The organism is Roseateles sp. P1_C1_2 (assembly GCF_056406535.1).
Genome location: NZ_JBFUAB010000004.1, coordinates 1 through 26,935 on the forward strand (window position 1 = coordinate 1; position 26,935 = coordinate 26,935).

30 protein-coding genes and 1 tRNA gene are annotated in these 26,935 nt (G+C 69.7%); 13 read left to right on the forward strand and 18 right to left on the reverse strand.

Features of this window, described 5'->3' with window-relative positions; translation table 11 throughout:
• A partial coding sequence (locus AC1D2H_RS04580; RefSeq protein ID WP_478010056.1) for a transposase occupies window positions 1–272 on the forward strand: 272 nt, incomplete at its 5' end.
• 188 nt (window positions 273–460) lie between these two features.
• On the opposite strand, the gene AC1D2H_RS04585 is transcribed toward AC1D2H_RS04580, so the two are convergent.
• The 3 genes from AC1D2H_RS04585 to AC1D2H_RS04595 all read right to left on the reverse strand — a co-directional run bounded on the left by AC1D2H_RS04585 (window position 461) and on the right by AC1D2H_RS04595 (window position 3,185).
• Window positions 461–1,768: an outer membrane protein assembly factor BamB family protein gene (locus AC1D2H_RS04585; RefSeq protein WP_478010057.1), complete on the reverse strand. Its 1,308-nt coding sequence runs from the start codon at window positions 1,766–1,768 to the stop codon at window positions 461–463.
• The gene (locus tag AC1D2H_RS04590) at window positions 1,765–2,496 is read right to left on the reverse strand and encodes a hypothetical protein (RefSeq protein ID WP_477927590.1); all 732 of its coding nucleotides are present in this window, start codon (window positions 2,494–2,496) and stop codon (window positions 1,765–1,767) included. Before AC1D2H_RS04590 ends, AC1D2H_RS04585 begins: the two co-directional genes overlap by 4 nt.
• A 77-nt stretch (window positions 2,497–2,573) precedes the next feature.
• Window positions 2,574–3,185 (reverse strand): DUF4337 domain-containing protein, encoded by a 612-nt coding sequence (locus tag AC1D2H_RS04595; protein WP_477927592.1) that lies wholly within the window; start codon window positions 3,183–3,185, stop codon window positions 2,574–2,576.
• Between the two features lie 91 nt (window positions 3,186–3,276).
• Between AC1D2H_RS04595 and AC1D2H_RS04600 the strand changes: the two genes are divergently transcribed.
• Entirely contained in the window at window positions 3,277–4,293 is a 1,017-nt protein-coding gene (locus tag AC1D2H_RS04600; protein WP_478010058.1) for an alpha/beta hydrolase, read from the forward strand.
• A 159-nt stretch (window positions 4,294–4,452) separates the two neighbouring features.
• On the opposite strand, the gene AC1D2H_RS04605 is transcribed toward AC1D2H_RS04600, so the two are convergent.
• Window positions 4,453–5,613, reverse strand: a complete 1,161-nt coding sequence (locus AC1D2H_RS04605; RefSeq protein WP_477927596.1) for a GGDEF domain-containing protein — start codon at window positions 5,611–5,613, stop codon at window positions 4,453–4,455.
• The gene (locus AC1D2H_RS04610) at window positions 5,610–6,803 is read right to left on the reverse strand and encodes a GGDEF domain-containing protein (RefSeq protein ID WP_478010059.1); all 1,194 of its coding nucleotides are present in this window, start codon (window positions 6,801–6,803) and stop codon (window positions 5,610–5,612) included. Before AC1D2H_RS04610 ends, AC1D2H_RS04605 begins: the two co-directional genes overlap by 4 nt.
• A 52-nt stretch (window positions 6,804–6,855) precedes the next feature.
• Between AC1D2H_RS04610 and AC1D2H_RS04615 the strand changes: the two genes are divergently transcribed.
• Entirely contained in the window at window positions 6,856–7,602 is a 747-nt protein-coding gene (locus AC1D2H_RS04615; RefSeq protein WP_478010060.1) for an SDR family oxidoreductase, read from the forward strand.
• A 7-nt stretch (window positions 7,603–7,609) separates the two neighbouring features.
• Here the strand turns inward: AC1D2H_RS04615 and AC1D2H_RS04620 are convergent, their stop codons facing one another.
• Entirely contained in the window at window positions 7,610–8,881 is a 1,272-nt protein-coding gene (locus AC1D2H_RS04620; protein ID WP_478010061.1) for a S41 family peptidase, read from the reverse strand.
• Window positions 8,882–8,912: 31 nt separating this feature from the next.
• On the reverse strand, window positions 8,913–9,782 hold the full coding sequence (locus AC1D2H_RS04625; protein WP_478010062.1) for a septal ring lytic transglycosylase RlpA family protein: 870 nt from the start codon (window positions 9,780–9,782) through the stop codon (window positions 8,913–8,915).
• A 52-nt stretch (window positions 9,783–9,834) separates the two neighbouring features.
• Here AC1D2H_RS04625 and AC1D2H_RS04630 point away from each other — a divergent pair, with 52 nt between their 5' ends.
• Together AC1D2H_RS04630 and nadC are read left to right on the forward strand one after the other, a co-directional pair.
• Window positions 9,835–10,545 (forward strand): fumarylacetoacetate hydrolase family protein, encoded by a 711-nt coding sequence (locus AC1D2H_RS04630; RefSeq protein ID WP_478010063.1) that lies wholly within the window; start codon window positions 9,835–9,837, stop codon window positions 10,543–10,545.
• A gap of 5 nt (window positions 10,546–10,550) precedes the next feature.
• Window positions 10,551–11,417: a carboxylating nicotinate-nucleotide diphosphorylase gene (nadC, locus tag AC1D2H_RS04635; RefSeq protein ID WP_478010064.1), complete on the forward strand. Its 867-nt coding sequence runs from the start codon at window positions 10,551–10,553 to the stop codon at window positions 11,415–11,417.
• Here nadC and AC1D2H_RS04640 read toward each other — a convergent pair.
• The 4 genes from AC1D2H_RS04640 to AC1D2H_RS04655 form a co-directional block, all read right to left on the reverse strand.
• Window positions 11,414–12,535: a PEP-CTERM sorting domain-containing protein gene (locus AC1D2H_RS04640; protein WP_478010065.1), complete on the reverse strand. Its 1,122-nt coding sequence runs from the start codon at window positions 12,533–12,535 to the stop codon at window positions 11,414–11,416. The genes nadC and AC1D2H_RS04640 overlap by 4 nt on opposite strands.
• A gap of 229 nt (window positions 12,536–12,764) precedes the next feature.
• The gene (locus tag AC1D2H_RS04645; protein WP_478010066.1) at window positions 12,765–13,631 is read right to left on the reverse strand and encodes an alpha/beta fold hydrolase; all 867 of its coding nucleotides are present in this window, start codon (window positions 13,629–13,631) and stop codon (window positions 12,765–12,767) included.
• Between the two features lie 165 nt (window positions 13,632–13,796).
• Window positions 13,797–14,534 carry a proteasome-type protease gene (locus AC1D2H_RS04650; protein ID WP_477927612.1) on the reverse strand — a complete coding sequence of 246 codons (738 nt, stop codon included), beginning with the start codon at window positions 14,532–14,534 and terminating at the stop codon, window positions 13,797–13,799.
• The gene (locus tag AC1D2H_RS04655; protein ID WP_478010067.1) at window positions 14,531–15,565 is read right to left on the reverse strand and encodes an NAD-dependent epimerase/dehydratase family protein; all 1,035 of its coding nucleotides are present in this window, start codon (window positions 15,563–15,565) and stop codon (window positions 14,531–14,533) included. The genes AC1D2H_RS04650 and AC1D2H_RS04655 overlap by 4 nt, the downstream gene beginning before the upstream one ends.
• A gap of 95 nt (window positions 15,566–15,660) precedes the next feature.
• Between AC1D2H_RS04655 and AC1D2H_RS04660 the strand changes: the two genes are divergently transcribed.
• Window positions 15,661–16,551 (forward strand): LysR family transcriptional regulator, encoded by an 891-nt coding sequence (locus AC1D2H_RS04660; RefSeq protein WP_478010068.1) that lies wholly within the window; start codon window positions 15,661–15,663, stop codon window positions 16,549–16,551.
• Between the two features lie 3 nt (window positions 16,552–16,554).
• Here AC1D2H_RS04660 and AC1D2H_RS04665 read toward each other — a convergent pair whose 3' ends face one another.
• On the reverse strand, window positions 16,555–16,833 hold the full coding sequence (locus AC1D2H_RS04665) for a hypothetical protein (protein WP_478010069.1): 279 nt from the start codon (window positions 16,831–16,833) through the stop codon (window positions 16,555–16,557).
• A 195-nt stretch (window positions 16,834–17,028) separates the two neighbouring features.
• On the opposite strand from AC1D2H_RS04665, the gene AC1D2H_RS04670 reads away from it, so the two are divergent.
• Entirely contained in the window at window positions 17,029–17,571 is a 543-nt protein-coding gene (locus AC1D2H_RS04670; RefSeq protein ID WP_478010070.1) for a pyridoxamine 5'-phosphate oxidase family protein, read from the forward strand.
• A 101-nt stretch (window positions 17,572–17,672) separates the two neighbouring features.
• Here the strand turns inward: AC1D2H_RS04670 and AC1D2H_RS04675 are convergent, their stop codons facing one another.
• Window positions 17,673–18,620 carry a LysR substrate-binding domain-containing protein gene (locus AC1D2H_RS04675; protein WP_478010071.1) on the reverse strand — a complete coding sequence of 316 codons (948 nt, stop codon included), beginning with the start codon at window positions 18,618–18,620 and terminating at the stop codon, window positions 17,673–17,675.
• A 121-nt stretch (window positions 18,621–18,741) separates the two neighbouring features.
• Here AC1D2H_RS04675 and AC1D2H_RS04680 point away from each other — a divergent pair, with 121 nt between their 5' ends.
• On the forward strand, window positions 18,742–19,338 hold the full coding sequence (locus AC1D2H_RS04680) for an NADPH-dependent F420 reductase (RefSeq protein ID WP_478010072.1): 597 nt from the start codon (window positions 18,742–18,744) through the stop codon (window positions 19,336–19,338).
• Window positions 19,339–19,425: 87 nt separating this feature from the next.
• Here AC1D2H_RS04680 and AC1D2H_RS04685 read toward each other — a convergent pair.
• Window positions 19,426–19,501 (reverse strand) — tRNA-Arg (locus AC1D2H_RS04685).
• 142 nt (window positions 19,502–19,643) lie between these two features.
• On the opposite strand from AC1D2H_RS04685, the gene AC1D2H_RS04690 reads away from it, so the two are divergent.
• Window positions 19,644–20,183: a c-type cytochrome gene (locus AC1D2H_RS04690; protein ID WP_478010073.1), complete on the forward strand. Its 540-nt coding sequence runs from the start codon at window positions 19,644–19,646 to the stop codon at window positions 20,181–20,183.
• A gap of 55 nt (window positions 20,184–20,238) precedes the next feature.
• Here AC1D2H_RS04690 and AC1D2H_RS04695 read toward each other — a convergent pair whose 3' ends face one another.
• The 3 genes from AC1D2H_RS04695 to AC1D2H_RS04705 are packed head-to-tail and all read right to left on the reverse strand — an operon-like array spanning window position 20,239 to window position 22,184.
• Window positions 20,239–20,763 (reverse strand): DUF2946 family protein, encoded by a 525-nt coding sequence (locus AC1D2H_RS04695; RefSeq protein WP_478010074.1) that lies wholly within the window; start codon window positions 20,761–20,763, stop codon window positions 20,239–20,241.
• Window positions 20,763–21,728 (reverse strand): YheT family hydrolase, encoded by a 966-nt coding sequence (locus AC1D2H_RS04700; protein WP_478010075.1) that lies wholly within the window; start codon window positions 21,726–21,728, stop codon window positions 20,763–20,765. The genes AC1D2H_RS04695 and AC1D2H_RS04700 overlap by 1 nt, the downstream gene beginning before the upstream one ends.
• Window positions 21,729–21,740: 12 nt before the next feature.
• Window positions 21,741–22,184: a YybH family protein gene (locus tag AC1D2H_RS04705; RefSeq protein WP_477927631.1), complete on the reverse strand. Its 444-nt coding sequence runs from the start codon at window positions 22,182–22,184 to the stop codon at window positions 21,741–21,743.
• A gap of 115 nt (window positions 22,185–22,299) precedes the next feature.
• On the opposite strand from AC1D2H_RS04705, the gene AC1D2H_RS04710 reads away from it, so the two are divergent.
• The 4 genes from AC1D2H_RS04710 to AC1D2H_RS04725 all read left to right on the forward strand — a co-directional run bounded on the left by AC1D2H_RS04710 (window position 22,300) and on the right by AC1D2H_RS04725 (window position 26,600).
• The gene (locus tag AC1D2H_RS04710; RefSeq protein WP_478010076.1) at window positions 22,300–22,902 is read left to right on the forward strand and encodes a DUF1326 domain-containing protein; all 603 of its coding nucleotides are present in this window, start codon (window positions 22,300–22,302) and stop codon (window positions 22,900–22,902) included.
• Complete coding sequence (locus tag AC1D2H_RS04715) at window positions 22,895–23,713, forward strand: DUF2182 domain-containing protein (RefSeq protein WP_478010077.1); 819 nt, start codon at window positions 22,895–22,897, stop codon at window positions 23,711–23,713. The genes AC1D2H_RS04710 and AC1D2H_RS04715 overlap by 8 nt, the downstream gene beginning before the upstream one ends.
• Before the next feature lie 35 nt (window positions 23,714–23,748).
• Window positions 23,749–24,549, forward strand: coding sequence for a DMT family transporter (locus AC1D2H_RS04720; protein ID WP_478010236.1), 801 nt, complete (start codon window positions 23,749–23,751; stop codon window positions 24,547–24,549).
• A gap of 122 nt (window positions 24,550–24,671) precedes the next feature.
• Window positions 24,672–26,600 (forward strand): hypothetical protein, encoded by a 1,929-nt coding sequence (locus AC1D2H_RS04725; protein WP_478010078.1) that lies wholly within the window; start codon window positions 24,672–24,674, stop codon window positions 26,598–26,600.
• A 1-nt stretch (window position 26,601) separates the two neighbouring features.
• On the opposite strand, the gene AC1D2H_RS04730 is transcribed toward AC1D2H_RS04725, so the two are convergent.
• Window positions 26,602–26,817 carry a zinc-finger domain-containing protein gene (locus AC1D2H_RS04730; RefSeq protein WP_477927637.1) on the reverse strand — a complete coding sequence of 72 codons (216 nt, stop codon included), beginning with the start codon at window positions 26,815–26,817 and terminating at the stop codon, window positions 26,602–26,604.
• Between the last annotated feature and the right edge of the window lie 118 nt (window positions 26,818–26,935).

Here is a 26,935-nt window from a genome sequence, read left to right on the forward strand (position 1 = left end):
GCATCAGGCGATGGGAGCATGAAGCTGTGATGGAGGCGGTGCAGCAGCGGCTTGAACGCGAGCCCGATGCCATGAAGGTGCGCCGGCGAACCATCGAGCACGTCTTCGGGACCCTCAAACACTGGATGGGCTCAACGCACTTCCTGACGCGACGGCTTGTCAACGTGGGAACCGAAATGAGCCTCCATGTTCTGGCCTACAACCTGAAGCGAGTGATGCGCCTCTTGGGCATCGCGCCGCTGATCCAGGCAATGAGAGCGATGGGCGCGTAAGCGCCGTCTGGATGCGCCACTAGAGGGTGGCGGCGGCCTTCCAGACGTCCAGATGCCAATCACAGTCGATTTATAGGCCCACTTCGGACAACTGGCAGTCAAAACCGAGCGAGCTGCCCTATTGGCACCGTTGCTCGCGCGTTCTCACACAGTCTCAGCCTAGAGCGGTCGGCGACGGCCCTCGTCCCTCATTCCAGCGCGTACATCCTGCCGTCCGCGCTGCCGATGTAGACCACCCCGCCCACCACCAGCGGTGTCGAGAAGAAGGAGCCCACGCCCTGCTGGCGCTCCGCGCCCAGGGCCGTGGCGTCGTGCCAGCCGGATGGGAACAGCAGCGGCCCGTTGAAGCGCCGGTCCGCCGTCAGCACCCAGCCGCGGTTGGCGCGCGAGGCCTCGGTCTGGAACTCCCACAGCGGCGCGCCGCTGGCCTTGTCGCGGGCCTGCAGCACGCCGTTGAGCACGCCCACCAGCACCACGTCACCGGCGATCGTCAGCGAGCCGAACACATAGGCCTGCAGGTCATGCTCGCGCACCAGCTTGCCGGTGGCGGCGTCCAGCACCTTGTAGAGCGCGGAATCCGAGGTCGCGACGTGGACCTGGCCGGCGCTGACCGCCGGCGAGCTGTTGACCCAGCTGCCGTTGGTGTTGTGCTTCCACAGCTCGCGGCCGGTGGCGGCGTCGACGGCGTAGACATGGCCGTCGCGGCAGCCGCTGTAGACGACACCGCCCACCACGGCCGGCGAGGACTGGAAGCCCTGCTGGTTGTGCATCAGCGGGTCGACGCCCGCCTGGAAGGCCCAGACCTGGGCGCCGGTCTTGCCGTCCAGCGCGTAGAGCTTGCCGTCCCAGCCGCCGACATAGACACGCCCGCCGGCATAGGCCGGCGAGGCATGCACCACGTCGCCGGTGCGGTGCTTCCACAGCAGCGCGCCGCTGGCCGCGTCGAGGGCGTAGACATGGCCGTCGCTGCTGCCGAAATAGACCCGGCCGTCGACCACCAGCGGGCTGGAGAGGTAGACGTCGAAGGGGTCGCCGAAGGTCTGGCTGCGTGGCTGCATGCCGTGCAGGCCGCGCGCTTCGAAGCGGCGCTCGCCCTCGGTGGCGAACTTCCACAGCAGCTCGCCGGTGGCGGCGTTGGCCGCGTAGAGGCGCCCGTCGAAGCTGAGGGCATAGACCCGGCCGGCCGCCACCGCCGGCGTGGAGGCCAGCGGCCCATCGGTGGCCAGCATCCAGCGCTGGCGGCCGCTTGTCGCGTCGACGCTGTAGAGATGGCCGTCGTCGCTGCCGAACAGCAGCGCACCCTCATGCCAGACCGGCGAGGACACGATGCGCTGGCCGGTCGGGAAGCTCCACTTGACCCGCTTGAACTGGCGCGGCGCCTGGGCCTGCAGCACACCGGTGTGGGCGGCGTCGCCGCGGTACATGCCTTGGGCCACGGCCGGCAAAGCGGTTGTCGTGGCCAGCCCGAGGGCGAGCAGGAGATGGCGGCGCTTCATGGCTTGTCTCCCGCTGCGGCGCGGCGCAGCACGATGGCGGCTTCGAACGGCCCCTGCACCACCTGACCCTCGATGCGGTCCGCCGCATGGCGGCCTTCGATGCGGTAGTTGGCCGCGCTGGCCTTGAGGGTCAGGAACTCGCGGCCTTGCACGACATGGTCGATCGCGAGTTCGGTGCGCCGCTTGCCCACCACGACCAGTTCGCCCGCGCCCAGGCCTGCCGGACCGTTGTTGAGCGTCAAGGTGACCTCGCGCGGATAGCCGCCAAGTTCGTAGCGCCCGACCCAGCGCCCGAGCAGGGCGGGGCTCAGCGCGGTGGGCGCCACGGGCAGGTCGACCTGGGGCTCGCCGGTGCGCTGCAGCCGCAGCGGCGCAGTCTGGCCGGCCTGCAGGAATTCACCCGCCAGCGAACCGTCGGCCTGCCAGCGCAGGCGCACCTGCGGCGCCGGGTTGGCGGCGATGTTGAAGGCGGCCGCCAGGCTGAAGCCCAGGCCGGCTTCATCGCTGCCGAGGGCCTGCAGCGGCGCGCCCTTGACGCCGCGCCCCGGCAGGATCACCGAGCCCTGCAGCACCCCGGCCGGCGTGCGCGACAGATCGACCACCAGCGGCAGCGGCGCGCCGGGAATCTCGGCCGTCCCCTCCCAGCGGCCGCTGGGCTCGGGCGCGGCCTGGGCCCAGCAGGCCGTCGTCAGCAGGGCCGCGAACAGCGGCAAGGCGTTGCGTTTCAAGCGGTGCTCCATCCAACGGGGATGGGCGCACCTTAGCCAGCGCCTGGCCCGACGCCAGACGTCATGGCCGCGAGGCTTCAGGACAGCAGGCGGAACAGCATATTGGGGTGGATGGGCAGGTCCATCAGCCCGGCCACGCCCATCAGCACGCCGAAGAAGGTGGGCAGCAGGGCCACGAAGTACAGCGGCCAGAGCCGGGTCAGCGCCGTCACGGCCAGCAGCGCGATGGCGATGGCGAGCAGGGCGTCGGACAGGTCGAACTGGTCGTCGCGGCGGTTCAGCGTCTCGTAGGCCGTCTGGGCGGCCTCGGCCTGGGCCTTGAGTTCGTCGCGCTTCTTGAGCTGGTCGGCCTGCTTGGCGCGGTAGCCGGCGATGGCCTTGTCGTAGTCGGCCGCCTGGGCTGCCGGGGCACCGCCCTTGGCGAGCTCGAGCTGGGTGGCCGCCTGCTCGGCGACATCGGCACGGATGGTGCGCGCCTGGAAGTAGGCCCAGTAGTCGAGCTTGTCGGCCTGGGCCTGCTGCATGCCCTGCACGATGTTGTCGTCCTTGACCTTGCAGATGCCCATGAAGGTGGCCAGCACCGCCACCGTGATGGCGACCGCGGCGTTCAGGCGCGCGGTTCGCGCCTCCTTGGCGGCTTCGGCGGCTTCGGCGGCCTGGTCGACGAGGTCTTTGGGGTCGAGATCCATGGGGGTGGTGTGTAGTTGGCGGCGGAACTATGCGCGCAGCACGGCCCCCGTCTGTGGCAATCTCACAGCCTTCAGTTCCGCCGCAAGCCGAATGAAAGCCAAGAAACTGTTGCTGCCGCTGCTGTTCGCCCTTGCCGCCGCCGTGCGAGCGGAGCCTGTCACCTTCATGCTGGAGGCGCCCCAGGCCCGCCAGGTCTTGCTTGCGGGCGAGATGACGGATTGGGACAAGCACAAGCAGGCCATGGCCCGGGGCGCCGATGGCATCTGGCGGCTGCGCCTGGACCTGGCGCCTGGCCAATGGCTCTACAAATTCGTCGTCGACGGCCGCTGGGTGCACGACCCGGCCACGCCCGACCACGACGCCGATGGCCAGGGCGGCCAGCATTCCTTTGTCTTTGTCGGCGTGGGCCCGTGGACGCCACCGGCCACGGGCCGCGGGCGCGTCGAGACGCACGAAGTGGCCTCGACCGCCTTTGGCAGGCCAGCCAAGGTCAACGTCTATCTGCCGCCGGGCTTCGAGCGCGGCCAGAGCCTGCCCGTGCTGACCCTGTTGCATGGCGGCGGCATGGATGCCGATCAATGGTTGCGCACCGGCCATATCGAACGCTATGCCGACCGCCTCATCGCCAGCAGTCGCGCCAGGCCCTTGGTCATCGTCATGCCCAGCAGCAATGGCCGGCAATACGATGGCCCGGCGGAGCGCTTCATCGTCGACGAACTGCCGGCCTGGCTGAAGCAGCGCTACGGCCTGGCGCCCACGCGCGCGCAGTCGGCCATCGCAGGCATGTCCATGGGCGGCTACGGGTCGGTCAAGCTGCCGCTGGTGGCGCCGCAGCGCTGGGGCTATGCCTATGCACTGGCCGGCTGGTATCCGGACGAGCTGATTGCCGAGGTGAAGCGTGCGGGCCGCATGCCGGTCGAGCTGGTGCTGCGCTGCGGGACCGAGGACGAACTGGTTGCGACCAACCGCGCGCTGCTGGCTGCGTTGCGTGCTCAAGGCGCCAAGCCCGACTATCGCGAAGACCCGGGCGGCCACACCTTCCACTACTGGAGCCAGGTCACCGAGGAGATGCTGCTCGGCGTGGACGCCTACTTCCGTCGCCGTTGAGCCGCGCTCGGGGAGGCCGTAGTGCATAGCCTGCGGGGCGAGCGCCGGGCCGCTCCCTAGCCGGCCCGCTCTGGCGATGTGCTTGCCCGGTCAATCCGGCAAGCATCGCCGTCCCCTCTGGGGACCGTCCAAGGTACTCCTTGGACGAGGGGCCGACGTTCAGGCTTGCACCACGTTGCGGCCCTGGTTCTTGGCGCGATAGAGCGCCGCATCGGCGCGCGCCAGCACGGCGCCGACGCTGGTGTCGTCCCGCTCGGCCTCGGCGATGCCGAAGCTGGCGCTGAGCGGCCAGTCCTGCTCCAGCCAGCGCAGCGGCGCGATGTCGACGAGGCAGCGCATGCGCTCGGCCACCAGGGCCGCACCGGCGATGTCGGTGTCGGGCAGCAGCACACAGAACTCCTCACCGCCCAGGCGGCCGAAGCGGTCGACCTCGCGCACGCAGGGCTGCAGCTCGTGCACCATCTGGCGCAGGGCGGCGTCGCCGGCGGCATGGCCCAGGGTGTCGTTGAGCTGCTTGAAACGGTCCATGTCGATCATGACCAGGGCATAGCCGCGGCCGCGCCTGAGCCAGGCATGGGCCTGCTCCAGGGACTGGTCGAAGGCACGGCGGTTCAGCGTGTCGGTCAGCGGGTCGCGCTCGAGCAGGCGCTCGATGCGCGTGATCAGCCGCATCAGCACGAGAAAGGCCAGCGTCGCGTTCTGCAGCAGGGCCAGCACCAGCGCCGTCCACAGGAAGGCGAGGTTGAACTCCGTGGGCACCCGCATGTCGGGCGTGCGGCCGGGGTTGACGAAGGTCTCCAGACCGCGCGCCGCCATCAGCGCCGCGATCAGGAAAAGCGGCAGGGCCAGCGGCGCGGGCGTGCGCCGGCCTCCCGCCGAGCGCGCCAGGCTGCGCCAGGCCGTGATGCCGGCCGCCAGCGTCAGCGCGGCACCGACGCCGTTGACGATGCGGGCCTGCCAGCGCAGGTCGCCCTCATAAGGCAGGGCCAGCAGCAGCAGGGCCGTGGCCGCCACCACGGCGGCGCCGGGCTTCCAGTTCAAGGCACGCGTCGTGATGCCGGGTACCGCCGCGCCGAGCAGGGCGAAGGAGGTGATGGCCAGCACGTCGCCGGGCCAGTAGGTGAAGGCGTCGGGCAGCACGCCGCGCAGGGCATGCAGGGTCAGCGAGCCCGCCGCCGCCGCGTTCGCGCCGGCCATGGCCAGCGAGGCCCGCGGCGCGATGCGGGCGACGCCGGCCAGCGCGACCCAGACCAGGGTCGCCACCACCGCGACCAGGATGATGCTGGCCAGCAGCGTCTGGGTCTGGGTGGCTGTGATCATGCGGCGGCCATGCCGGCCAGATGCGTCGCCACGCAGACGCGGTTGCGGCCCTCGGCCTTGGCGCGGTAGAGCTCGGCGTCGGCACGCGCCATGCCCACCTCGCCCTGCGGGTCACCGGCCACCGGCAGGGCCACGCCGAAGCTGGCCGACAGCGGCAGCTCCACGTCCTTCCACTTCAAGGGCTGGGCGGCCAGGCTGTGGCGCAGGCGCTCGGCGACGCTGGCCGCGGTGGCCAAATCGGCCGGCCCGGCCAGCGGCAGCAGGGCGCAGAACTCCTCGCCACCCAGGCGCCCGAGGCAGTCCACCTCGCGCAGGGCGGCCTGCCAGACGCGCACGCAGTGCTGCAGCGCCGCATCGCCGGCTTGGTGGCCGTGCTGGTCGTTGATGCGCTTGAAGTGGTCGATGTCGATCATGGCCAGCGCGTAGCCGCGGCCGCGCTGCAGCTGGGCCTGGGCCTCGGTCAGCGCCAGCTCGAAGGCGCGGCGGTTGAGGGCGCCGGTCAGCGGGTCGCGGTAGGTCAGGTGCTGGATGCGCGTGATGAGGCGCCAGATCATCAGCGCGATCAGGCTGAGGGTGATGGCGGCCGTGATGACGAACCACAGCACGGCGCGCGCCGGCGAGGGCAGCTCGCCGCTGAGGAGGTGGTTGTCCCAGCCCGGCTTGAACAGCAGTTCGGCGGCGTGCGCCAGCCCCACGGCCGCCATCGCGGCGAAGGGCAGGGTCATGAAGAGGGTGACGGGGCGCGACAGCTGGTCGCCGATGCCGTTCACGATCTCACGCACGGCCAGCAGGGCGAGCAGGGTTGCGCTGACGGTACTGGCGAGCTGGGGCGCGAGGCCGGAGCCGCTGGCCAGGCCCAGCGCGATGCCGATGGCGCCGAGGGCGGCGATGCCATTGATGTCGCGCGGGCGCCGGCGGCTGCGCAGCATGCGGCGCAGGGCCATCAGCAGCAGCACGGCACAGGCCAGCAGGCCGAATTCGGGGATGCCCTGTTGCACCAGGGCGGGCCAGCCGGCCATGCAGTCGCCGCAGCCCTGGGAGGCGATGCGCACCAGATGCGCCGCCGCCATCAGCCGGCCTGCGCGGGGTGCGATGCGGAAGGCCTGGGCGAGCGTCAGCCAAGCCAGAGCCGCCATCAGATTGAAGAGGGCGCTGACCTGGAGGACTGTCGGGACGTCGAGGAAATCCATGCAGTTAGGAGTGGGCCAGCCGCATCTTCTCCGACCCGCCACAATCGTGGCCATGTCGGCTTGGGTATTGATCACGGGGGGATCGCGTGGCATCGGCGCGGCGACGGCGCTGCGTTGCGCCGAGGCCGGCTGGGACGTGGCCATCAACTACGCCCAGGATAGCGCCGCGGCGCAGGCGCTGGCGGCCAGATTGCACGGACTGGGCCGCCGCGCGCTGACGCTGCAGGCCGACGTGGCCGATGCGGCTCAGGTCGCGGCCATGTTCGAGCGGCTGGACGCCGCCGGCGGGCGGCTGGCGGGCCTCGTCAACAACGCCGGCATCGTCGCGCCGGCCGCGCGGCTGGCCACGATGACGCCCGAGCGCTGGCGGCGCCTCTTCGACGTCAATGTGATGGGCACGCTGCTGTGCTGCCAGCAGGCCGCGCGGCGCATGAGCACGGCCCAGGGCGGCTCGGGGGGCTGCATCGTCAACCTCAGCTCACGCGCGGCGGAATTCGGCTCGGCCGGCATCTATGTGGACTACGCCGCGACCAAGGGCGCCGTGGACACGCTGACCAAGGGCCTGGGGCGGGAACTCATCGCCGAAGGCATCCGCGTCAACGGTGTGCGCCCCGGCATCATCGAGACCGAGATCCATGCGGCCAGCGGCATGCTGGAGCGCGCCCAAGGCCAGGTGAAGGACATCCCCATCCAGCGCATGGGCCGGCCCGAGGAGATTGCTGCGGCCATCGTCTGGCTGCTGAGCGACGCGTCCAGCTACACGGTGGGCACGCTGCTGGATGTGGCGGGCGGGCGCTGAGGCTCACTCAGCGGCCGGCCAGCAGGGCCCGGGCCCTAGGCAGCGCTGGGTCCTGGTCACTCCCGGCCAGCTCCAGCTGATCAAGGTCGGGCAGGGCCTCGTCGGGTTGCAGGCCGCGGTCCTGCAGCAACTGCCCGCCTGGTGTGCGATAGAAGGCCGTGGTCAGCTTGACGCCGCTGTTGGCCGCCAGCTTGCGAACGGTCTGGATGCTGCCGCGGCCGAAGGTCTTGCTGCCTAGCAACTTGGCGCGGCCGTTGTCGCGCAGCGCCGCCGCAATGATCTCGGCGCCGGAGGCCGTCCCGCCATCGACAAGTACGACCAGCGGCAGCCGCGTCAGGTCCTCGGGCCAGGCCCCCCGTGCGCGGGAGTTCCTGCGGTCTGCGGTGTAGGTGTGGTTGGCTTCCGGGATGCGGCCCTCGGTGTGTGTGACGACGGCTTGCTCGGGCAGGAACATCGCAGCCACTTCGATGCTGGTCTCCAGCAGGCCGCCGGGTGAGCGCCGCAGGTCCAGCACCAGGCCTTTGAGCTTCCCGCCCTGCTGAAGGTCACGGAAAACGCCGCGCAGTTCGTCGGCGGTCTTGTCGTTCAGGTCGCGCACGCGCAGGTAGCCGAGGTCGCCTGCCCAACGCAGGCCGGTGACCGGCTTGAACACGACGGGCTGGCGCACCAGCTTCAGCGTGCGCGGGGCGGACTCTCCCGGTCGGCGGATCGTCAGTGTCAGCTCGGTGCCAGGCCTACCTTTCAACTTCGCAATCGCCTGGGCGAGTTCGGTTTCCTCCAACGATTCGCCGTCGATGTCAAGGAGGTAGTCGCGCGGCCTGAGACCTGCACGCTCGGCGGGCGAGCCCTCGTACGTCGTAACGATTGTTGGCAGGCCCGCCCGATGCACCAGGTCGATGCCGATGCCCACGGTATCCGACTGACGCTGGCTCGTCAGGTCGTTGAATGCGTCGGCGTCGAGGAAGGTGGAGGCGCTGTCCAGCTCCTTGAACATGCCCTTCGTGCAGGCGTTGATCAGCCGGTCCTCAGCCATGGGAGTGACGTAGTCGGTACGGATGATGTGGAAGCTGGCGGCCAAAACCTGCAGCGAGTCCAGCGGCAGACGCTTCGCAAGGGGTTGTCGCAATTGCGGATGCGGCTGCGGTTTCGGCTGCAGCAGCGGTTGCAGTGGAGGTAGTGGTTGTAGTTGAGTTCCCGTCTGCGGCAGCGCTTGCACCGCAAATGCAGCAGCTAGCAATGTCGTCAAGACCGCGCATCGGGCTGAAGTGGGTTGTGCCATGTGGAGATGATGGGGAACAGTGAACGGGAAATCAGCGCTTCTCGACCAGCGTCGATTCGATGCTCGCTTCGTCGCGCAGCCGCGCGGCCGTGGCACGCGCCTCGTCGGTGCTCGGGAAGGGCCCGGCGCGCAGCCGGTGCAGGCCGCCCTCGCGGACGACGGTCAACAGCGGCAGCAGGGTCAGGTCGGCCTCGGCGATGCGCTGGCGCAGGGCTTCGGCGCCATCCAGCTTGGCGAAGGCGCCGAACTGCAGCCAGGCGCCCGCGCCGGCAGCCGCGGCGGGGCCTGTCGTCTCGCGCTGCGGCGCGCCGGGCGGTGTGTCGGGCACGAAGACGGGCGTCGGTTCGCCCGTCGGCTTCTGGAAATTGCCGGCACGGATCTCGGCGTAGGTGATGCGGCGGACCTCCACCGGCGCGACGCCGCGCAGCAGGTCGAGCTTGAGGGCGGCGGTGTAGCTGAGGTCGATGATGCGGCCCTTGTGGAAAGGCCCGCGGTCGTTGATGCGCACGATGACCTCGCGGCTGTTGGCCGGGTTGCGCACGCGGGCATAGCTGGGGATGGGCAGCGTAGGATGGGCGGCCGTCATCGCATACATGTTGTAGACCTCGCCGCTGGCGGTGGGCCGGCCGTGGAATTTGCGGCCGTACCAGGAGGCCAGGCCGCGGTCGGCATAGGGCGCGTCGCCGCTGATGGGTTCATAGCGCTCGCCCTGCACTTCATAGGGCTTGTTGGGGCCGCCGCTGCGCACGGCCTCGATGCGCGGCGCGGCGTCGGGCACCTTGGCGAGGTCGGGCGGCGGGTTGGGCAAGGCGCCGTCGCGGTCGATGCCCACGGGTGGCACGCTCGGGCGCGTCGTGGAGCAGCCGCTCATCAGCGCCAGCAGCAGCAGCGCGAGCAGCATTGAAACAGCCCCAGTATGCTGTGCGCTGTTCCCCCAATGTCGAAGCCATGCCATGAGCAATTTCGTCTTTCCTGCGGCCGAGATTCCCAGCGCCGCCGTGCGCGGCACGGACGCCCGTTACGCGGTCAGCCGCATCTTCTGCGTCGGCCGCAACTATGCCGATCATGCCCGCGAGATGGGTGCGGACCCGACGCGCGAGCCGCCCTTCTATTTCACCAAGCCCGCCAGCGCCTTGGTCTCGTCGATTGCGCCTTCGGGCGCGACGGTGCCCTATCCGACCGAGACCAAAAACTACCACTACGAGATGGAGCTGGTGCTGGCCATCGGCGCGCCGGTCTTCAAGGTCACGCCCGAGGCGGCCGTGGCTGCGATCTGGGGCTATGCCGCCGGCCTGGACATGACGCGCCGCGACCTGCAGGCCGTCGCCAAGGCGGCCGGCAGGCCCTGGGACACGGCCAAGGGCTTCGACCAGTCGGCCATCCTCAGCGAGATCGTGCGCAAAAGTGAATTGGGCACTCTCGACAAGGGGGCCATCACGCTGGCCGTCAACGGCGTCGAGAAGCAGCGCGGCGACCTGGCCGAGATGATCTGGAACCAGGCCGAGATCGTCTCCAACCTGTCCCACCTCTATCACCTGCGCCCCGGCGACCTGATCTACACGGGCACGCCGGCCGGCGTGGGTGCCGTCGTCCCGGGCGATGTGATCGTCGGCCGCATCGAGGGCCTGGGTGAGATCACGTTGACGGTCGGCCCGGCGGAGTGACGACGATGTTTTCTGCTGAGGAGACGCTGGCGCAGGCGCGCTTGCGCAACATCCACGAGGCGCTGGCCGAGGACATCGGCAAATGCGACTGGACGGCCCTGCTGGTGCCGGCGGGCCGCCGCGTGGCGGCCCAGGTGCGCGTGCGCGAGGCCGCGGTGCTGTGCGGGCGCGACTGGTTCGACGGCGTGTTTGCCGCGCTGGACGCGACCGCGCGCATCGAGTGGCTGTACGACGAGGGCGCGCTGATGGCGGCGGACAGCATCGCCTGCCGCATCGAGGCCGATGGCCGCGCGTTGCTGAGCGCGGAGCGGCCGGCGCTGAACTTCCTGCAGCTGCTGTCGGGCACGGCGACGATCACGCGCGCTCATGTCGACGCGGTGGCGGGCGCCAGCCCCAATGCAGCTGGCTGCGCCATCCTGGACACGCGCAAGACCATCCCCGGCCTGCGCCTGGCGCAGAAGTACGCGGTGCGCGTCGGCGGCGGGCAGAACCAGCGGCTGGCGCTGTATGCCGGCATCCTCATCAAGGAAAACCACATCGCCGCGGCGGGTGGCGTGGGTCAGGCCTTGCGCGCGGCGCAGGCGCTGAACGCCGGTGTCGACATCCAGATCGAGGTCGAGACGATTGCCGAGCTGCACGAGGCGCTGGACGCCGGTGCCGTCAGCGTGCTGCTGGACAACTTCAGCGAGGCGCAGATGCGCGAGGCCGTGGCCGTCAATGCCGGCCGTGCGCTGCTGGAAGTCTCGGGCGGCGTGGCCCTGGATCAGCTGCGCTGGATCGCGGCAACCGGCGTGGACCGCATCTCCATCGGCCGGCTGACCAAGGACGTGCGCGCGGTTGACTACTCGATGCGGGTGCTCGGGCCGGTCTAGCGGCGGCGCTTCAGCAAGCCGAGCAGGGCCAGGCCGGTCAGGCCCAGGCTGCCGGGCTCGGGCACGCGGCCTGGCGGCGGCGCCACGGCTTCACCGGCGACCAGGAAGATGTCGCCGAAGCCGCCGGTGTCGCAGGGGCCGACGGAGCCTCCGTTCAGCAGGGCCGGGCCGGAGGTCGGGTCGGGCGCGCCCTTCTTGTCCTTGGTGTTGAAGCAGCCCATCCAGATCTGCACGGACAGCGTGTCATAGCCCTGGTTCTGAAGGGCGAGCAGGTCCAGCGAAGGCAGGTAGTTGATGAACTCGACCTCGTTGGAGGCGCGGTTGGTCTTCACCAGGTCACCGCCGTTCGGGCAGTTGGAGCCGTCCGGCGACGGATAGGACACGGTGGCGTTGACGACGCAGATGGCACCGACGGTGAGGGCGAAGTCCACCGCGCCGGGCGTCGTGATGCTGTTGCCGTCAAAGGTCTTGGTTGACGAGTGCAGCGATGGATCCTTGAAGATGTCGCTGGGATCGAGGCTCTGGGTCTCGAAGTATTTGTTGCCCAGGTTGCCGTCGGTGTCGCGCACCGTCACCAGCACCCAGATGGGAATGCTGGAGGTGTCGTTCTGCGGGTTGTTGAAGTCGAAGGCGACGGCCATCCGGTGGTAGGCGCCGCCGAAGGTCAGCTTCTGGTTGAGCGCGCCGATGTTGGTGTCCCAGCTGAAGGGCGTGTCACCCGCCAGCCCGCCGTTGTTCGTCGGGTCATTGCCGTCGCCGGTGAAGAAGTACTTCTTGTTGCCGCCGTTGTTGGTCGAGAAGCCGTTTTCCGACGGATTCAGCTGGTCACCGTTGTTCAGGATGTTGCCGTTGTTGGCCGTGACGACGATGGTGTCGAGCAGGGCGCCCTGGCTGGCGGCGAAGCTGTAGGGGCCGGTGAAGCCCGCGTAGTTCTTGGACGCCAGGTAGTCCAGCACCGTGGTGGAGCAGGACACCACATTGCCAAAGGTGGCGCAGGCGGAGTTGGGCGATGGGTAACTTGGCGAGTAGACCGGCAGCGGCGTTGCGCTGGCCAGGCCGGCCGGAAGAAGCAGGGCCAGAAGCCACTGCGGACGGGTGCCCCAGAACGTCTTGTTCATGTTCTACCTCTCACGCGAAGCGGTGGCTCCGCGATGAGAAATGAGCATTTATCGGGCCACACCCCCTAAGTTGTTGATTCCGCGAGCATTGATTTTTGGGCTGCCATCGACCTGTCAAATGACTCGACAGCCCCGAATGAGGGAGACACCGTTGTCACCCTTCGTGCCCCGAGATGGCAGGGCGGCAGGTGCTGTGCCTCAGGCGTCGAACCAGGGCTCGTGGGCCGGTCTAGCCGAGCAGGTACGAACGCACCTGGACTGCGGTGCCGGCCGGGTGTTGCTGCATGAAGCAGTGGCCGCCGTCGACGGCCCGGGTCGTGATGGCGGGGTTCGATGCCGCCGCCCGCTGCGCACCGGCCTGCACGAAGGGCATGGTGTCGCGGCCGTAGGCGATCAGCGTCGGTGTGCTCACACGCTTCACGGCGGGCCACAGCCCGCGCGGGCCAGAGGCGAAGATGGTCGCTTCCAGTTCCGGCGTGCACTTGAGCGAGACGCTGCCGTCGGCTTCGTCACGTAGCGCATGCGTGACGAAGGCCTGCAGCGCGTCGTCCGTCCAGCCTCTGTAGGTGCCGCGGCCCTGCAGCGCCTTGGTGGCGGCCGCGCGGTCCGGCCACTGGCGCCGGCGGCGCCGCGAGGCACGCGCCAGCGGGTTGAAGCGCGCCACGCCCAGTCGCATGCCCAGCAGCATGGGCGTTGAGAACAGCACCGGGTCCAGCAGCACCGCACGCTGGAAGGGCTGGCCGGGAGTGGCCAGCATCAGCGTCGTCAGCACGCCGCCCAGGCTGTGGCCCAGCGCCAGCCTGGGCACGTCGCCGTAGCGGGCCGCGGCGGCCTGCGCCGACTCCAGCGCCAGCTGCGCGAAGGCGTTCCAGCCAGGGAAACGCGCCATGGCATCGCTGTCGCCGTGGCCGGGCAGGTCGCACAGCCACAGGTCGAAATCGGCTGCCAGCCCGCGCAGCAGGGGTTCGTAGACCCGACCGCAGAAGCCGTTGCCGTGCAGCATGTGCAGCAGCGGCTTGCCACTGGCAGGCGTGCACCAGCCGCCCAGCATCACGCCCGCGCTGGACGATTCGTGCGCCCAAGGTTCCAAAATCATCAGTTCAGTTGTCCAGAGTTCTTCGGGCCGAGCGCTGGGCCGCTCCCGAGCCGACCCGTCTGGCGATGTGCTCGCGGCCCCATGCCGTGAGCATCGCCGTCCCCTCGGGGGACCGGCTGGGCGCGCCTGCGTTCAGCGTGGCGCGACCAGGCGAGGGGCGCCATGTCAAGCGTCGAACCAAGGCTCGTTGGGCAGGTCGTCGAAGACCTTGCGCAGGCCGGCGCTCCAGCCCGTGCGCAGGGCCTGGAAATAGGGGTCGTCGCGCCCGATGCGGTGGGGCGGCTTCATCGCCATCTCGAACTGGTTGGCGCGCAGCATCAGCATGTCGATGGGCAGGCCGACCGACAGATTGGACTGGATGGTCGAGTCGAAGCTGACCAGCGTGCACTTGGCGGCCTCGTCCAGCGCCGTCGTGTCGTAGCGGATGACGCGGTCGATGATGGGCTTGCCGTATTTGCTCTCGCCGATCTGGAAATAGGGCGTGTCTTCCGTGGCCTCGATGAAGTTGCCCTGCGGGTAGACGTGGAAGAGGCGCGGGCCCTCGCCCTTGATCTGGCCGCCGATCAGCATGTTGGCGCCGAAGTCCACGCCGTTGTGCTGGTTGTCGCTGTCGCGGTTGACGATTTCCTTCAGCGTGCGGCCCAGCAGCACGGCGGCGTCGTAAAGGGTGGGCACGTTGAGCAGATGCTCGCCGTCGCCATGCAGGCGCTGGTTCAGTACCGAGATGACGGATTGCGTCGTCGCCAGATTGCCCGCGGTCAGGATGGCGATCTCGCGTTGGTGCGGGATCTGGAACTGGTACATCTTGCGGAAGCTCGCGATGTGGTCGACGCCCGCGTTGGTGCGGGTGTCGGACGCGAACAGCAGGCCCGCACGCAGGCGCATGGCGACGCAATAGGTCATGGGGAGGTCCCGGCGAATGAGCTGGAGGCCATGTTACGGCCGCCCTGCGTCGTTGTTGATGCAGGCGGCAGGCAGCCCAGCCCGCGCAGCGCCGCCTCGACGGCCTCGTCCAGCGGCGTGTGCGGCTCGTGGCCCAGGGTGGCGACGAGGTGGGCGTTGTCCATGCGCACCGGCTGCTGCCAGAGGTAGCGCATCTCGCGCATCTCCTTGAAGGTGACGACGAAGAGCGACGCGATATTCAGCAGCCACCAGGGCAGGGCGCCGATGCGCGGCTTGCGGCCATGGCGGGCGGCAACGCGCTGGATGGCCTCGGCCATCTGGCGGCCGGTGGCGTCCCAGTGACCGGCCATGTGGAAGCTGGCGAAGGCGGGCAGGCTGTCGCGCCGCGCCAGCAGTTCGACCATGGTGCGCGCCACGTCGGGCAGATAGGCCCATTGGTGGCCGACACCGGGTGCGGCGGGGTTGCTGATGCTGGCGACCGCCTTGCCGGGCTTGATGAGGCCCTGCGAGAACCAGTTGTTGCCCGCCCGCGGCCCGAAGAAGTCGCCGGCCCGCACGATGAGGGCGCGCATGCCGCGCTCGCTGGCCGCGCGCAGCCGCGCTTCCATCTCCACGCGGATGGCGCCCTTGCGGGTGACGGGGCGCTGCGGCGAGTCTTCCTGCAGCATCGGGAAGGCGTCGGGGCCGAAGTTGTAGACGGTGCCGGGCAGCACCAGCGTGGCCCGCTGCGCCGTGGCGGCGGCGATAGCGTTGTCCAGCATGGGCAGCACGAGGCGGTCCCAATCGCGGTAGCCGGGCGGGTTGACGGCGTGGACGATGACGCTGCAGCCCTGGGCCGCGCTGGCCACTTCCGAACCGTTCAGCGCGTCGCCACGCAGCCAGTGGATGCCGTCGCGCACCTCGTGGGCCGCGGCCAGACCGCGCTGCAGCGCCTTCACCGTCCAGCCCGCATCGCGCAACTGGCGCGCCACCTCGCCGCCAATGCCGCCGCTCGCGCCGAGCACCAGGGCCGTCTTGTCCTTGCCTTGCATCGCTGTTCTCCAGAAGAAGTTGATGGGGTGGATTCTGGAAACTGGCGGCCCTGTTGAGAATTGCCGAAGATGGTGGTGTGGCTATACATTTATGAATGGCTTCAACCTTGCCCTGGGACTTGCTGCACACCTTTCTCGGCGTGTTGCGCGAGGGCTCGCTGTCCGGCGCCGCACGGCTGCTGGACCTGACCCAGCCCACCGTGGGCCGTCACGTCGCCGCGCTGGAGCACGCCCTGGGCCAGCCTCTGTTCACCCGTTCGTCCACCGGCCTGCTGCCGACCGAGGCCGCCCTGGCCCTGCGCGGCCATGCCGAGCAGATGGAGGTGGCAGCGGCCGCGCTGCAGCGGGCTGCCACGGCCCGGGGCGACGAGGTCCGAGGCACGGTGCGGGTGACGGCCAGCGAAGTCATCGGCGTGGAAGTGCTGGCCGGCGTCTTCGCCGCGCTGCGCGAGGCCCACCCCGGCCTGGTGCTGGAAATGGCCCTGAGCAACCAGTTGCAGGACCTGCTGCGCCGCGAGGCCGACATCGCCGTGCGCATGACGCCCCCCGAGCAGGGCCAGCTGATCGCACGCCGCATCGGCAGCATCGAGCTCGGCCTGCATGCGCGGCCCGACTACCTGGATCGCCACGGCCGGCCGGCCAGCTTCGCCGACATGGCGGGCCACACCCTGGTCGGTTTCGACCGCGTGACGCCCTTCATCCGCGCAGGGGCCAGGCGCCTGGGTGGCATCACCCGCGACAGCTTCTCGCTGCGCTGCGACTCCGACCTGGCCCAACTCGCACTGATCCGCGCCGGCGCAGGCATAGGTGCCTGCCAGGTTGCACTGGCACGGCGCGAGCCGGTGCTGGAGCGCGTGCTGGCCGACCAGTTCGGCTGGCCGCTGGAAACCTGGGTCGCCATGCACGAGGACCTGCGCCAGAACACACCCTGCCGCGTCGTGTTCGATGCCTTGGTGGAAGGCCTGTCGCGCTACGTCGGCGGCTGAAGTTCAGCGGATCGGACTCGAGGCCGGCCAGGACGGCGGCGCGGACGCCGGCGGGAAGGAAGGTGGCGCCACGGAGGGCGGCGACGGCGAGGGCGGCAGCGCCGGCGGCGGTGCTGCGGGGTCCCGAGGCACGCTGGCAGGCTCGGCCGGCGGCGTCGCAGTGGCGGGCGCATCGGCAGCGGGCTGCTGCGCGGGCTGGCTGCAGGCGACCAGCATCGCCGTCACGGCGGCGGTGGCTGCCAGCCACGGCCAGGGGTGGTGCGTGGGGCTGTCGCTGGGCATGGCTTGCTCCTTGGCTGCGGGCGTGGTGCCAGAGATTCGATTGGCGCCGCCAGCCGCCGCCGCACCCATCGGTGGGCGCCGATCCGCTTGTAGGAGAGCAGGCGGCCCGAGCCGACAGCGGACCGTCGTGCCGGCCGACAGGGGCTAGTCAGCGGCCTGCCTAGGCTTGGGGCTCAGTCAAAGCAAGGAGCCGACATGCAAGACGACAACCGCCGCACGTCCGACGACGCCGTGAGCACCGAAGAAGACCTCAGCGGCCCGGCCGCCGCACGCAAGATTGCCGACCTCGTCAAGGCCGGCAGCAGCTGCTTCTTCTGCACCTTCGGCATGGGCTCGCAACTGCATGCGCGGCCGATGACCGTCATCGAGGTGGACGAGGGCGGCACGCTGTGGTTCTTCACCGAGATCGACAGCCTGAAGAACATCGAGCTGGACCGCGACCCGCGTGTCACGCTGTTCTTCAAGGAAGGTGACAACGGCGGCCATCTCAAGCTTGACGGCGAGGTGGCCCAGGTCACCGACAGGGCCACCATCCACCGGCTCTGGAGCCCGAAGCTGCGCGCCTGGTTCACCGAGGGCGAGGACGATCCGCGCATCTGCGTGCTGCGCGTCGACCCCATCAGCGGCGAGTACTGGGACACCCGCGGTGGCAGCCTGGTTGCCGGCCTCAAGATGCTGTTCGGCGCCATCACGGCGCGGCGCGTCGACGAGGGCGTGCATGGGCAGTTGAAGTTCTGACGACAACGCGTGGGCGGTAGCGCCCGTGACGCCCCTCCCCGTGAAGCTTCGTGACCTACAAATCTGAGGGGCTGCAGGCAAGGATGAAACCACTGCGCGTGTCAGCGCCCTTCGCCGCTTGCCCGGTTCCTGGTCGAGAGGGCTTGCGCCACCTTCTGCTCCCCGAAGGCCTGGGTCACGAAATCCACAAAGGCACGCGTCTTGGCGGGCAGCAGTTTCTGGCTGGCGAAATACAGTGAAAGCGGGCCGACGTCGCTGTGCCAGTCGGGTAGCAGCCGCTCCAACGCACCGCTTTGCAGATGTGGCAGCGCATGCGGCATGGCCACCAAGGCCACGCCCAGACCCAGCAGCGCGGCGGGGCAGAGAGCATCCGGCCCGTTGACGAACATCACGGGCTTGAGCGTCGCAGCCATCTCGGCACCCGTGCCGTTGCGCATGACGTAGTTGCGAGGGCGGCCATGTAAGGGCGAGCGCATCACGATGCCCGCAAGGTTGGCCAGACCCACCGGGTCCTTGGGGCGGCGCTTGCCGCGCAGGAACGCGGGCGACGCGACGGCGACCAGATGCAGCCGTCCCAACTCGCGCGCCACCATGCCCGAAGGCAGGTCAAAGCCACCGCCGACGGCGGCGTCAAAGCCCGCGGCGATCAGGTCCAGCGGCCGGTTGTCGAAGGTCCAATCCGGCGTTACCGCGGGGTAGCGCTCCATGAAGGCGGGCATCAGCGGTAGCAAGAAGTCCATGCCTATGCCCGGAGGCGCGTTGAGCTTGAGCACGCCGGCCGGCTGCCCGGCGTTGACGGTGATGTCCGCGATGGCGCCCTGGATGCTGTCCAGCCCACCTCGTACCGATGCCAGGAAACGCTCGCCCGCCTCGCTCAACGTCAGCCCGCGTGTGCTGCGCTGGAACAGTCTGACACCGAGATTGCGTTCCAGCTGTGCCACGTTGCGGCTGATGGCCGCGGGCGTCAGCGCCAGCCGGCGTGCCGCCGACGAGAAGCTGCCCGTCTCGGCGCTACGCACGAAGGACTCCAGGTTGGCCAGGGTTTCCATGCCGGTATCTCAACGAATACTTGAAACTGATTCTAGTCCGCTACAACTATCGGTGAATTGGTGAGGTGCCTAGAGTTCATCCCGGCAACGCAAATCCTCAACATCACCTGAAAGCCAGCTCATGAACATTTCCATCATCGGCGCCGGTGCCATCGGCTCCGTCATCGCTCGCCAACTCGCCCGTAACGGCATCGCCGCCTCCATTGCCAACAGTCGCGGCCCGCAGTCGTTGAAGGCGCTGACCGACGAACTGGGTCCTCAGATCAAGGCCGTCAGCGTGAGGGAAGCCGCCCAGGCCGACCTCGTGTTCGTGGCCGTCAACTGGCCGCGCCTGCCCGACGCACTCAAAGACCTCGGCCCCTGGAACGGTCGCATCGTCGTGGACACCAACAATGCGGTTCAAGTCCCGTCCTACCAAGCCGTGGACCTGGGCGGGCTAGCCTCTAGCGAAGCGGTGGCGGCGCTGGTGCCCGGTGCACGCGTGGTCAAGGCATTCAACCATCTGCCGGCCGCCGTGTTGGGCACCAACCCGCAAGCCGACGGTGGCCGCCGCGTGCTGTTCGTGTCGGGCCCAGATGCCGATGCGAAGAAGGCCGTGGCCGATCTGGCCGCGCGGCTGGGCTTCGCGCCCATAGACCTTGGCGGTGTGAACGAGGGCAGGCTGGTGCAATTCCCTGGCGGCCCGCTAACCATCCTGAACCTGGTGAAGCTCGGCTGACCGCCGAGACATCTCCAAATGCCAAGGTGCCTTTACGGTACACCCAACAAAAAAGCACTTGGCTGTGAAGCTAAGTGCTTGATTCGCTGGTGCGCCCGGTTGGGATCGAACCAACAACCCCTGCCTTCGGAGGGCAGTACTCTATCCATTGAGCTACGGGCGCGAAGCCGTCCATTCTAGCAGCCGGGGTCGGCGCCCCTGGGGCGGGGCTGGGGCCTGCCTATAATTCGGCGGTTTTTCGTGTCGCGCAGCCAGCCGACATGAGCACAAGCAGACAGCCCGACGCAGATCGACAAGAGGATTTCATGAGCGCCAGCCACGATCACGACCACGACGACGCCCACACGGGGCCGATCAAGACCCCCCAGCAACTGGCCTGGGCCGTGCTGTTCGCCTTCGTGGTGCCGGTCATCGTCATCATCCTGTTGGCCAACTATGTGACCACCGACACCAAGCCGGCCGCTGGCACGGCTGCCTTCGAAGCCCAGGCCGTCGCCGCGCGCATCGCGCCTGTGGCCCATGTCGAGGTCAAGGACGTCAACGACGCCGCCACGATGAAGTCGGGCGAACAGGTCTTCCAGGCCCAGTGCTCGGCCTGCCACGCCACCGGCGCGGCCGGTGCTCCCAAGCTGGGCGACGCCGCGGCCTGGGGCCCGCGCATCAAGAGCGGCTTCGACGCGCTGGTGCATTCGGCCCTCAAGGGCAAGGGCAATATGGGCCCGCAGGGTGGCGGCGACTTCAGCGACTTCGAAGTTGCCCGCGCCGTGGCCTATATGGCCAACAACGGTGGCGCCAAGTTCGACGAGCCCAAGATGCCGGCACCGGCAGCCTCGGCCGCGCAGTAAAGCTCAGGCTTGAATCCCGCAAAGGGCTGCTTCGGCAGCCCTTGTCGTTTCTGGCTCAGGCTGGATCAGGCATCGGCCGTCGCACGAAGCCGAAGCGCTGCGGCAGCTCGCCCGACAGGCATTCCTGCGGCGCCCAGCGCCCCTGCTCGACGGCGTCTGCAGCCGGGCCCATGTCGGCCGTGTGCACCAGGCCCAGGCCGAGGTCCGCGAGCAGGTAGAGGCGCCCGGCCTCGTCCAGCCAGCTCGACTGCACGGAGGCTTCGGTGCCGGTGTGGCCGAGCACGCGGCCATCGGGCTGCAGGCGCCAGACCCAGGGCGTGGATTCCAGCTCCACATAGACGCGCTGCGGGCCGTTCTGGAAGAACCAGCAGCCAGCCTCGTCCGAGGCGTAATTGCGCTCGATGAAGGCGCGCAGTTTGTCGTGGTTGATGCGGCTGCCCTTGACCTCGGGAAAGGGCCCGGCGTGCTGGATGCGCTCGTCGCGCATATACCAGTCGCCGCGCGCGTCCAATGCCAGCCAGCCGTAGCAGTGCGGGACGTTGGGCCACTTCTTCAGGGCCGCTTCGACGATGGGGTCCATCAGCGGTGCCTCCAGAGCCAGTCGCAGACCTGCTCGGGCATGGTCAGCAGATGGCCCGGCAGCCGCCCGGCCGGGAAGCCGACGTGGCCGCCATGGCCGGGTTGCCAGAGTGTCACATGGGCGCCCACTTCAGCGGCATGCGGCAGGCTGTGGCCGGGCACGAAGGGGTCGTTGCGCGCGTTCAGCACCAGGGCCGGGATGCGGATGCGGTGCAGATGCGGTTTGGCCGCCGCGCGGGCCCAGTAATCCTCGGTGTTCCTGAAGCCGTGCAGTGGCGCGGTGAAGAGGTTGTCGAACTCGTAGATGGTCGACGCGCGCTGGAGCCGCTCGCCGTCGAACAGGCCCGGGTGCTGCTGCAGCTTTCGCAGGGCCTTCGGGATCATGGTGCGCAGGAAACGGCGCGCATAGACCTGCTTGTTGAAGCCGCGGTCGATGGCCGCGCCGGCGGCGGCCAGGTCGATGGGCGAGCAGATCGAGCTGACGGCCTGGGCGATGTGGGCCGCGCTGTGGCCGGCCTCCTCGGCCCAGCGCATCAGCGCATTGCCGCCCAGGGACACGCCGGCGACGAGCAGGGGCCGGCCGTGGCGCTCGCGCAGGCGCTGCAATATCCAGCCGACTTCCTCGTAGTCGCCCGAGTGGTAGGCGCGCGGGCCGCGGTTCAGCTCGCCCGAGCAGCCGCGGAAATGCGGCAGGGCCATGGCCCAGCCGCGCGCGCGGGCGGCGCTGGCGAAGGCGACGCTGGAGTGGCTGCTGCGGTCGCCCTCCAGGCCGTGGAACAACACGAACAGGGGAGCGTTCGCCGGCGCATCGGCCAGGAAGTCGACGTCGATGAAGTCGCCGTCCGGCGTGTCCCAGCGCTCGCGCGTCCAGTCGGGCGGCGGGCCGTCGTGCTGGCGGCTGAAGAGGGCGGGCCAGATGGTCTGGGCATGGCCGCCGGGAAGCCAGCGAGGCGCTCGGTACTGCATGGCGCCGAAGTCCTAGTGCAGGGTGCCGGCGTCAGCCACCAGTTCCTGCACGTCGCCCGCATTGCCGGGGCTGGCGTGGTGCAGCACCAGGCGCCAGCCGAGCGCCGTCTTCAGATAGACATTGGTCGCGATGACCCAGGACTGCTGGGCTTCACCATGCAGTTGCACGCGCTCCAGCACATGGTGGATGGCGCAGTCGCCGCTGTGCAGGCGGCGCACACGCTCCGGGTGGACGCTGACGGCGCCACGCTGGAACACGGCCTCGAAGGCGGCGCGGATGGCGGGCAGGCCGACGATGCGCGGGCCGCCGGGATGGACGCAGGCCACTTCCTCGTCATCGGCCCACAGGGCCATCAGATGGTCGAGGTCGGCGTGCTGCAGGGCCTCGTAGAACTGGGCCTCGGTGTCGTCGGGCGAAGCGAGCAGGGCGGCGGTCTGGGCGGCGGAGCGGGGCATCATTCCATTGTAGGTAGAGCGCCTTGACGAAAGCGCGCCGGCGCCGCCACCGCGGCGTAGCATCGCCACGCCTTGCCGCGGGCGCGGCATCGACGGTTCAGCGCAGGAGGGGCTCATGGGCTATCACCTCGAAGGTCGGCTGCTGGAGGTCTGCAATTGCAAGGTGCTCTGTCCTTGCTGGATCGGCGAGGACCCCGACAACGGGACCTGCGACACCATCGTGTCGTGGCGCATCGACAAGGGCGTCATCGAGGGCACCGATGTCTCGGGCCTGACCATCGCCGCCGTGGCCCATGTGCCCGGCAACATCCTGCAGGGCAACTGGACGGCCGCCATCTTTGTGGATGCCAAGGCCAGCGCGGCGCAGGAGCAGGCGCTGCTCAAGGTCTATACCGGCCAGGCGGGCGGGCCGGTGGCCGATCTGGCCAAGCTGATCGGCACCGTCGTGTCGGTCGAGCGCGCCGACATCCGCTTCGACGTGCAAGGCGGCAAGGGCACGCTGGAGATCGGCAGCGACTACTACGCCGAGCTGGAGCCCTACCTCGGCGCCACCGGTGGCCAGACGACGCTGTCGGACACGGTGTTCTCGACGGTGCCGGGCGCGCCTGTCTTCGTCGGCAAGGCGCCGCGCTACCGCTCGAAGAACGCCGCGCTCGGCATCGACCTCGACCTCAAGGGCCACAACGCCCTCCAGAGCATCTTCGTATTCGATGCTTGAAGCGTTGGCCGGCGGCCGTGATGGCCGCGCGGCACGCCATCGCCGCGCCTTCCTGCCGGTATTCGCGGCGCTGGTGCTGCTGGCCTGGGCCCTGCTGTGGGCCTGGAGCCTGAGTCCCCATGCGCGCTACCTCGATCACGGTGGCTGGACTGGGCCGCTGGCGGCGCTTTGCCGCACGCTGCCCGGTGGCGGCTGGTGGCTGCCCTCAGCGCTGGCGGCGCTGGCCTGGCTGCTGATGTGCATCGCCATGATGCTGCCGACGACGCTGCCGCTGTTCGACGTGTTCGAGCGCGTCACGGCCGGCCGCAGTGACCAGGGCCGGTTGCTGGGCCTGCTGGGCGCGGGCTATCTGACTGTCTGGGGCTTGTTCGGTGTGCTGGCCCATGGGGCCCATGAGGCCTTGCTGGCTGGCGTGAGTGGCGTGCCCTGGCTGGCCGACCGGGCCGCGTGGATAGGCGTGGCCACGCTGGCGGGGGCCGGGGCCTTCCAGTTCTCGGCACTGAAATACCGTTGCCTGGAGCAATGCCGCACGCCGCTGAGCTTTGTCATGGCCCATTGGCGCGGCCGCCGCCCGCACTGGCAGGCCTGGCGGCTGGGCGCCAGCCATGGGCTGTTCTGCATCGGCTGCTGCTGGGCGCTGATGCTGCTGATGTTCGTCGTCGGCATGGGCCACCTGGGCTGGATGCTGGTGCTGGCCGCCGTGATGGCCGCCGAAAAGAACCTGGCTGGCGGGCGCCGGCTCAGCGCGCCGCTGGGCTGGGCCTTGCTGGCGGCGGCCGCGTTGCTGGCGCTGTGGGGCGGTGGGCCGTGACGCGCGGCCGCCTGCTGCTGCTTTGCGCCTTGGCGATGGGGGCCTTTGCGGCCAATTCGCTGCTGTGTCGGCTTGCCTTGCAGCAGGGCAGCATCGACCCGGCCAGCTTCGCGACGCTGCGCGTGGCCACCGGCGTGGCCGTGCTGCTGCTGCTGGCCCGCCGGCGTGTGACGGCCCAGCCTCCCGACTGGCTGGCTGCCGTGATGCTGTGGCTCTATATGGCGGGCTTCGCCTTCGCCTATGTCAGCCTGTCGGCCGGCAGCGGCGCGCTGATCCTGTTTGCCACCGTGCAGCTGACGATGTTCAGCGCCGGCCTGCGCGCCGGCGAGCGCTTTGCCGCCGGTGGCTGGGCCGGCCTGGTGCTGGCCCTGGGCGGCCTGGTCTATCTGGTCGCGCCGGGGCTGGAGGCGCCGCCGCCCCTGGGTGCGGCCCTGATGGCGCTGGCCGGCCTCGGCTGGGGCGTCTATTCGCTGCGCGGCCGCGGCAAGACCGACGCGCTGGCGGCCACGGCGGGCAATTTCCTGCGTGCCCTGCCGCTGTGCCTGCTGCTGAGCCTGTGCCTGTGGGGCAGCTGGCAAGCGCAGCCGCGTGGTGCGCTGCTGGCCATGGCCTCGGGGGGCGTGACCTCGGGCCTGGGCTATGTGATCTGGTACGCGGCCCTGCCGGGGCTCACGGCCATGCGCGCCGCCACCTTGCAGCTGTCGGTGCCGCCGCTGGCGGCGCTCGGTGGCGTGCTGCTGCTGGGCGAGGCGCTGACGGCGCGGCTGCTGTGGGCCTCCTGCGCCATCCTGGGCGGCATCGCCCTGGTGCTGCTGGGCCGCGCACGCAAGTCCTAGGGCGCGTGAAAACTACCCGCACCGGGTGATCTTGGCAGCCTGGGCGGGGGCGCTACATTGCCGCCGGCCGACACCTTGCCAGAATCCTCCCGATGCCATCGTTGAAATCCGTAGCACCCGTCTTGCTTTGCCTGTTGCTGGCCGCCTGCGGTGGCGGTGGGGGGGGTGATGCGTCGCCCGCACCCGGCCCGACGACGGTGCCGCCGCTGGGCACGCAATGCCTGAGCGGCTCCGTCGCGCGGCTGGCCCTGCCGGCCACGGCCAGCGTGGGGCGCAACCAGGAGGTGGCCGTGCTCGCCTGCGCCGGCTCGCGGCTGGAGACCGTGCAGTGGCGCCAGACCGACGGTGCCACGCTGGCCCTGGGGTCGGCCCGCTCGCAGGCGCTCAGCGTCACGCCGACAGCCGCGGGCCGCCATGCCTTCAGCGTGGACTTCACCGACGCCAAGGGCGCCAGCTACAGCGGTTCGGCCGAGTTCACCGCCGCCGCTGCCGGTGCGGCGGCGATGGTGATCCGCGGCGAACCGTCGGTGTGGGCGGGCGGCCAGACCTCGCTGCGCGCCTGGGTCGACGGCCTGGCCGTGGCCGACTACCCGCTGGCCCGCGTGCGCTGGAGCCGCGTCGATGGCCCCGACGTCAGTCTCGGCGACGCCACCCAGTGGCGCGTCATCTTCACGGCGCCTGCGGTGGCCGAAGACAGCCTGCTGCGCCTGCGTGCCGAGGTCACGCTGGCCGATGGCCGCAGCTTCACCCAGGACTTCAGCCTGCTGCTGCAGGCCGCGCCGCCGGCGGCCGCGTCGCCGCTGTTCGGCAGCGGCAACCTGTCCTCGCGCGTCTACCCCTATGTGGCCGGCAGCGCGCGTGCGGCGGAACTGCGTGAGTGCATCTACACACCGGCGCTGAGCAACAACAACCTCTGCACCCTGGGCCGCCTGCCCATCCTGGGCACCGAGACGCGCGGCGAGCTGCCGACGGTGGAGCAGGTGATGGCGCGCGTGCTGGTGTCCAACGACTGGATGGGCCAGCGCTTCGAGGCCTTTTTGCGCGAGCAGGACGTCAACGGCGACTTCCGCCGCCTGCTCAACGCGACCACGGCCATCGTCATCGGCGGCCGGGTGAGGCCAGCCTTCTACTGGAGCGCCACCGGCGCCATCTATCTCGACGCCGACTATCTCTGGCAGACGGCCGCCGAGCGCGACACGGTCAGCGAGGCCCCCGACCCGCGCAGCGACTACGGCAATGACCTCGCCTACGCCATGCTGTGGCGCTATGTGCAGGGCAACAAGTCGGCCGGCGGTCGCAGTGCCGTGCTGGAGCGCGCCTCACGCGACAGCGCCGCGCTGATCCCGGCGCTGGGCCGCCTGCTGTATCACGAGCTGACGCATGCCAACGACTTCCTGCCGCCGCGCGTGCAGCTGCTGCTGAACACGGGCCTGCGCGTCTACGAGGCGGTGCCGGCCAACACGGCGTCGGAGCAGTTGCGCACGCAGCTGCCGTTCTACTCGCAGCAGATGGTCGACCTGGGGCGGGTGCAGTTCTTCGGTGTGGCCTCCACGGCGGTGCAGCGCAGCTACCAGCCGGCTGACATCGTCGGGTTCTTCAGCAGCGACCGTGTCACCGACGACTACAGCTACTCCTGGCCCACCGGCCAGAGCGTGCCGCGCGAGGATGCGGCCATGCTGGCCGAGGAGGCGCTGATGCAGTTGCGCCATGGCGTGCTGCGCGACGTCGCGGTGACGCCGCAATTCCTGAGCGGCGCGAGCGCCGACCAGACCGTGAGCTGGGGCCAGCGCGGCCGTGTGGGTGACGCGGCCATCAAGCCGCGCGTGGCCCTGGTGCTGGCCCAGACCATGCCGTGGCTGCCGGCGGGCTTCACCAACGGCCTGGCGGCGCCGGTTCCGTTGCGTGCCGGGCTCACCTGGGGCCAGAACCTGGACCAGAGCGGGCTGGCGATGGGCGTGGTGAGGTCGCTGTCGGCCGGCGAGCGCGCGCTGGAGGCCGACCTGGACGCCCAGCGCCGCGGCAGCCGCAAGGCCGCCGCGCTGATGCGCTAGCTCAGTGATGCCCGCCGACGACCTCGCCGGCTTTCAGCTTGTAGGCGGTGCCGCAGTAAGGGCACTGGCCCTGGCCGCCATGGGTCAGGTCGATGAAGACCTTGGGATGCGTGCTCCACAGCGGCATCTTCGGATTCGGGCAGAAGACGGTGCCGTTGTCGTTGCAGTCCTTGGCGGTCACTTCGACGGTCGCGGGGGGCGTGGTGGTGGTGCTCATGTTTTTCTCTCAGTTGTCCGTTTCGCGGCGCGTGACTTGCGGGCCGAGCGCCGGGCCGCTCCCTAGCCGGCCCGCGCTGGCGATGTGCTTGCCGGTCGAACCGGCAAGCATCGCCGTC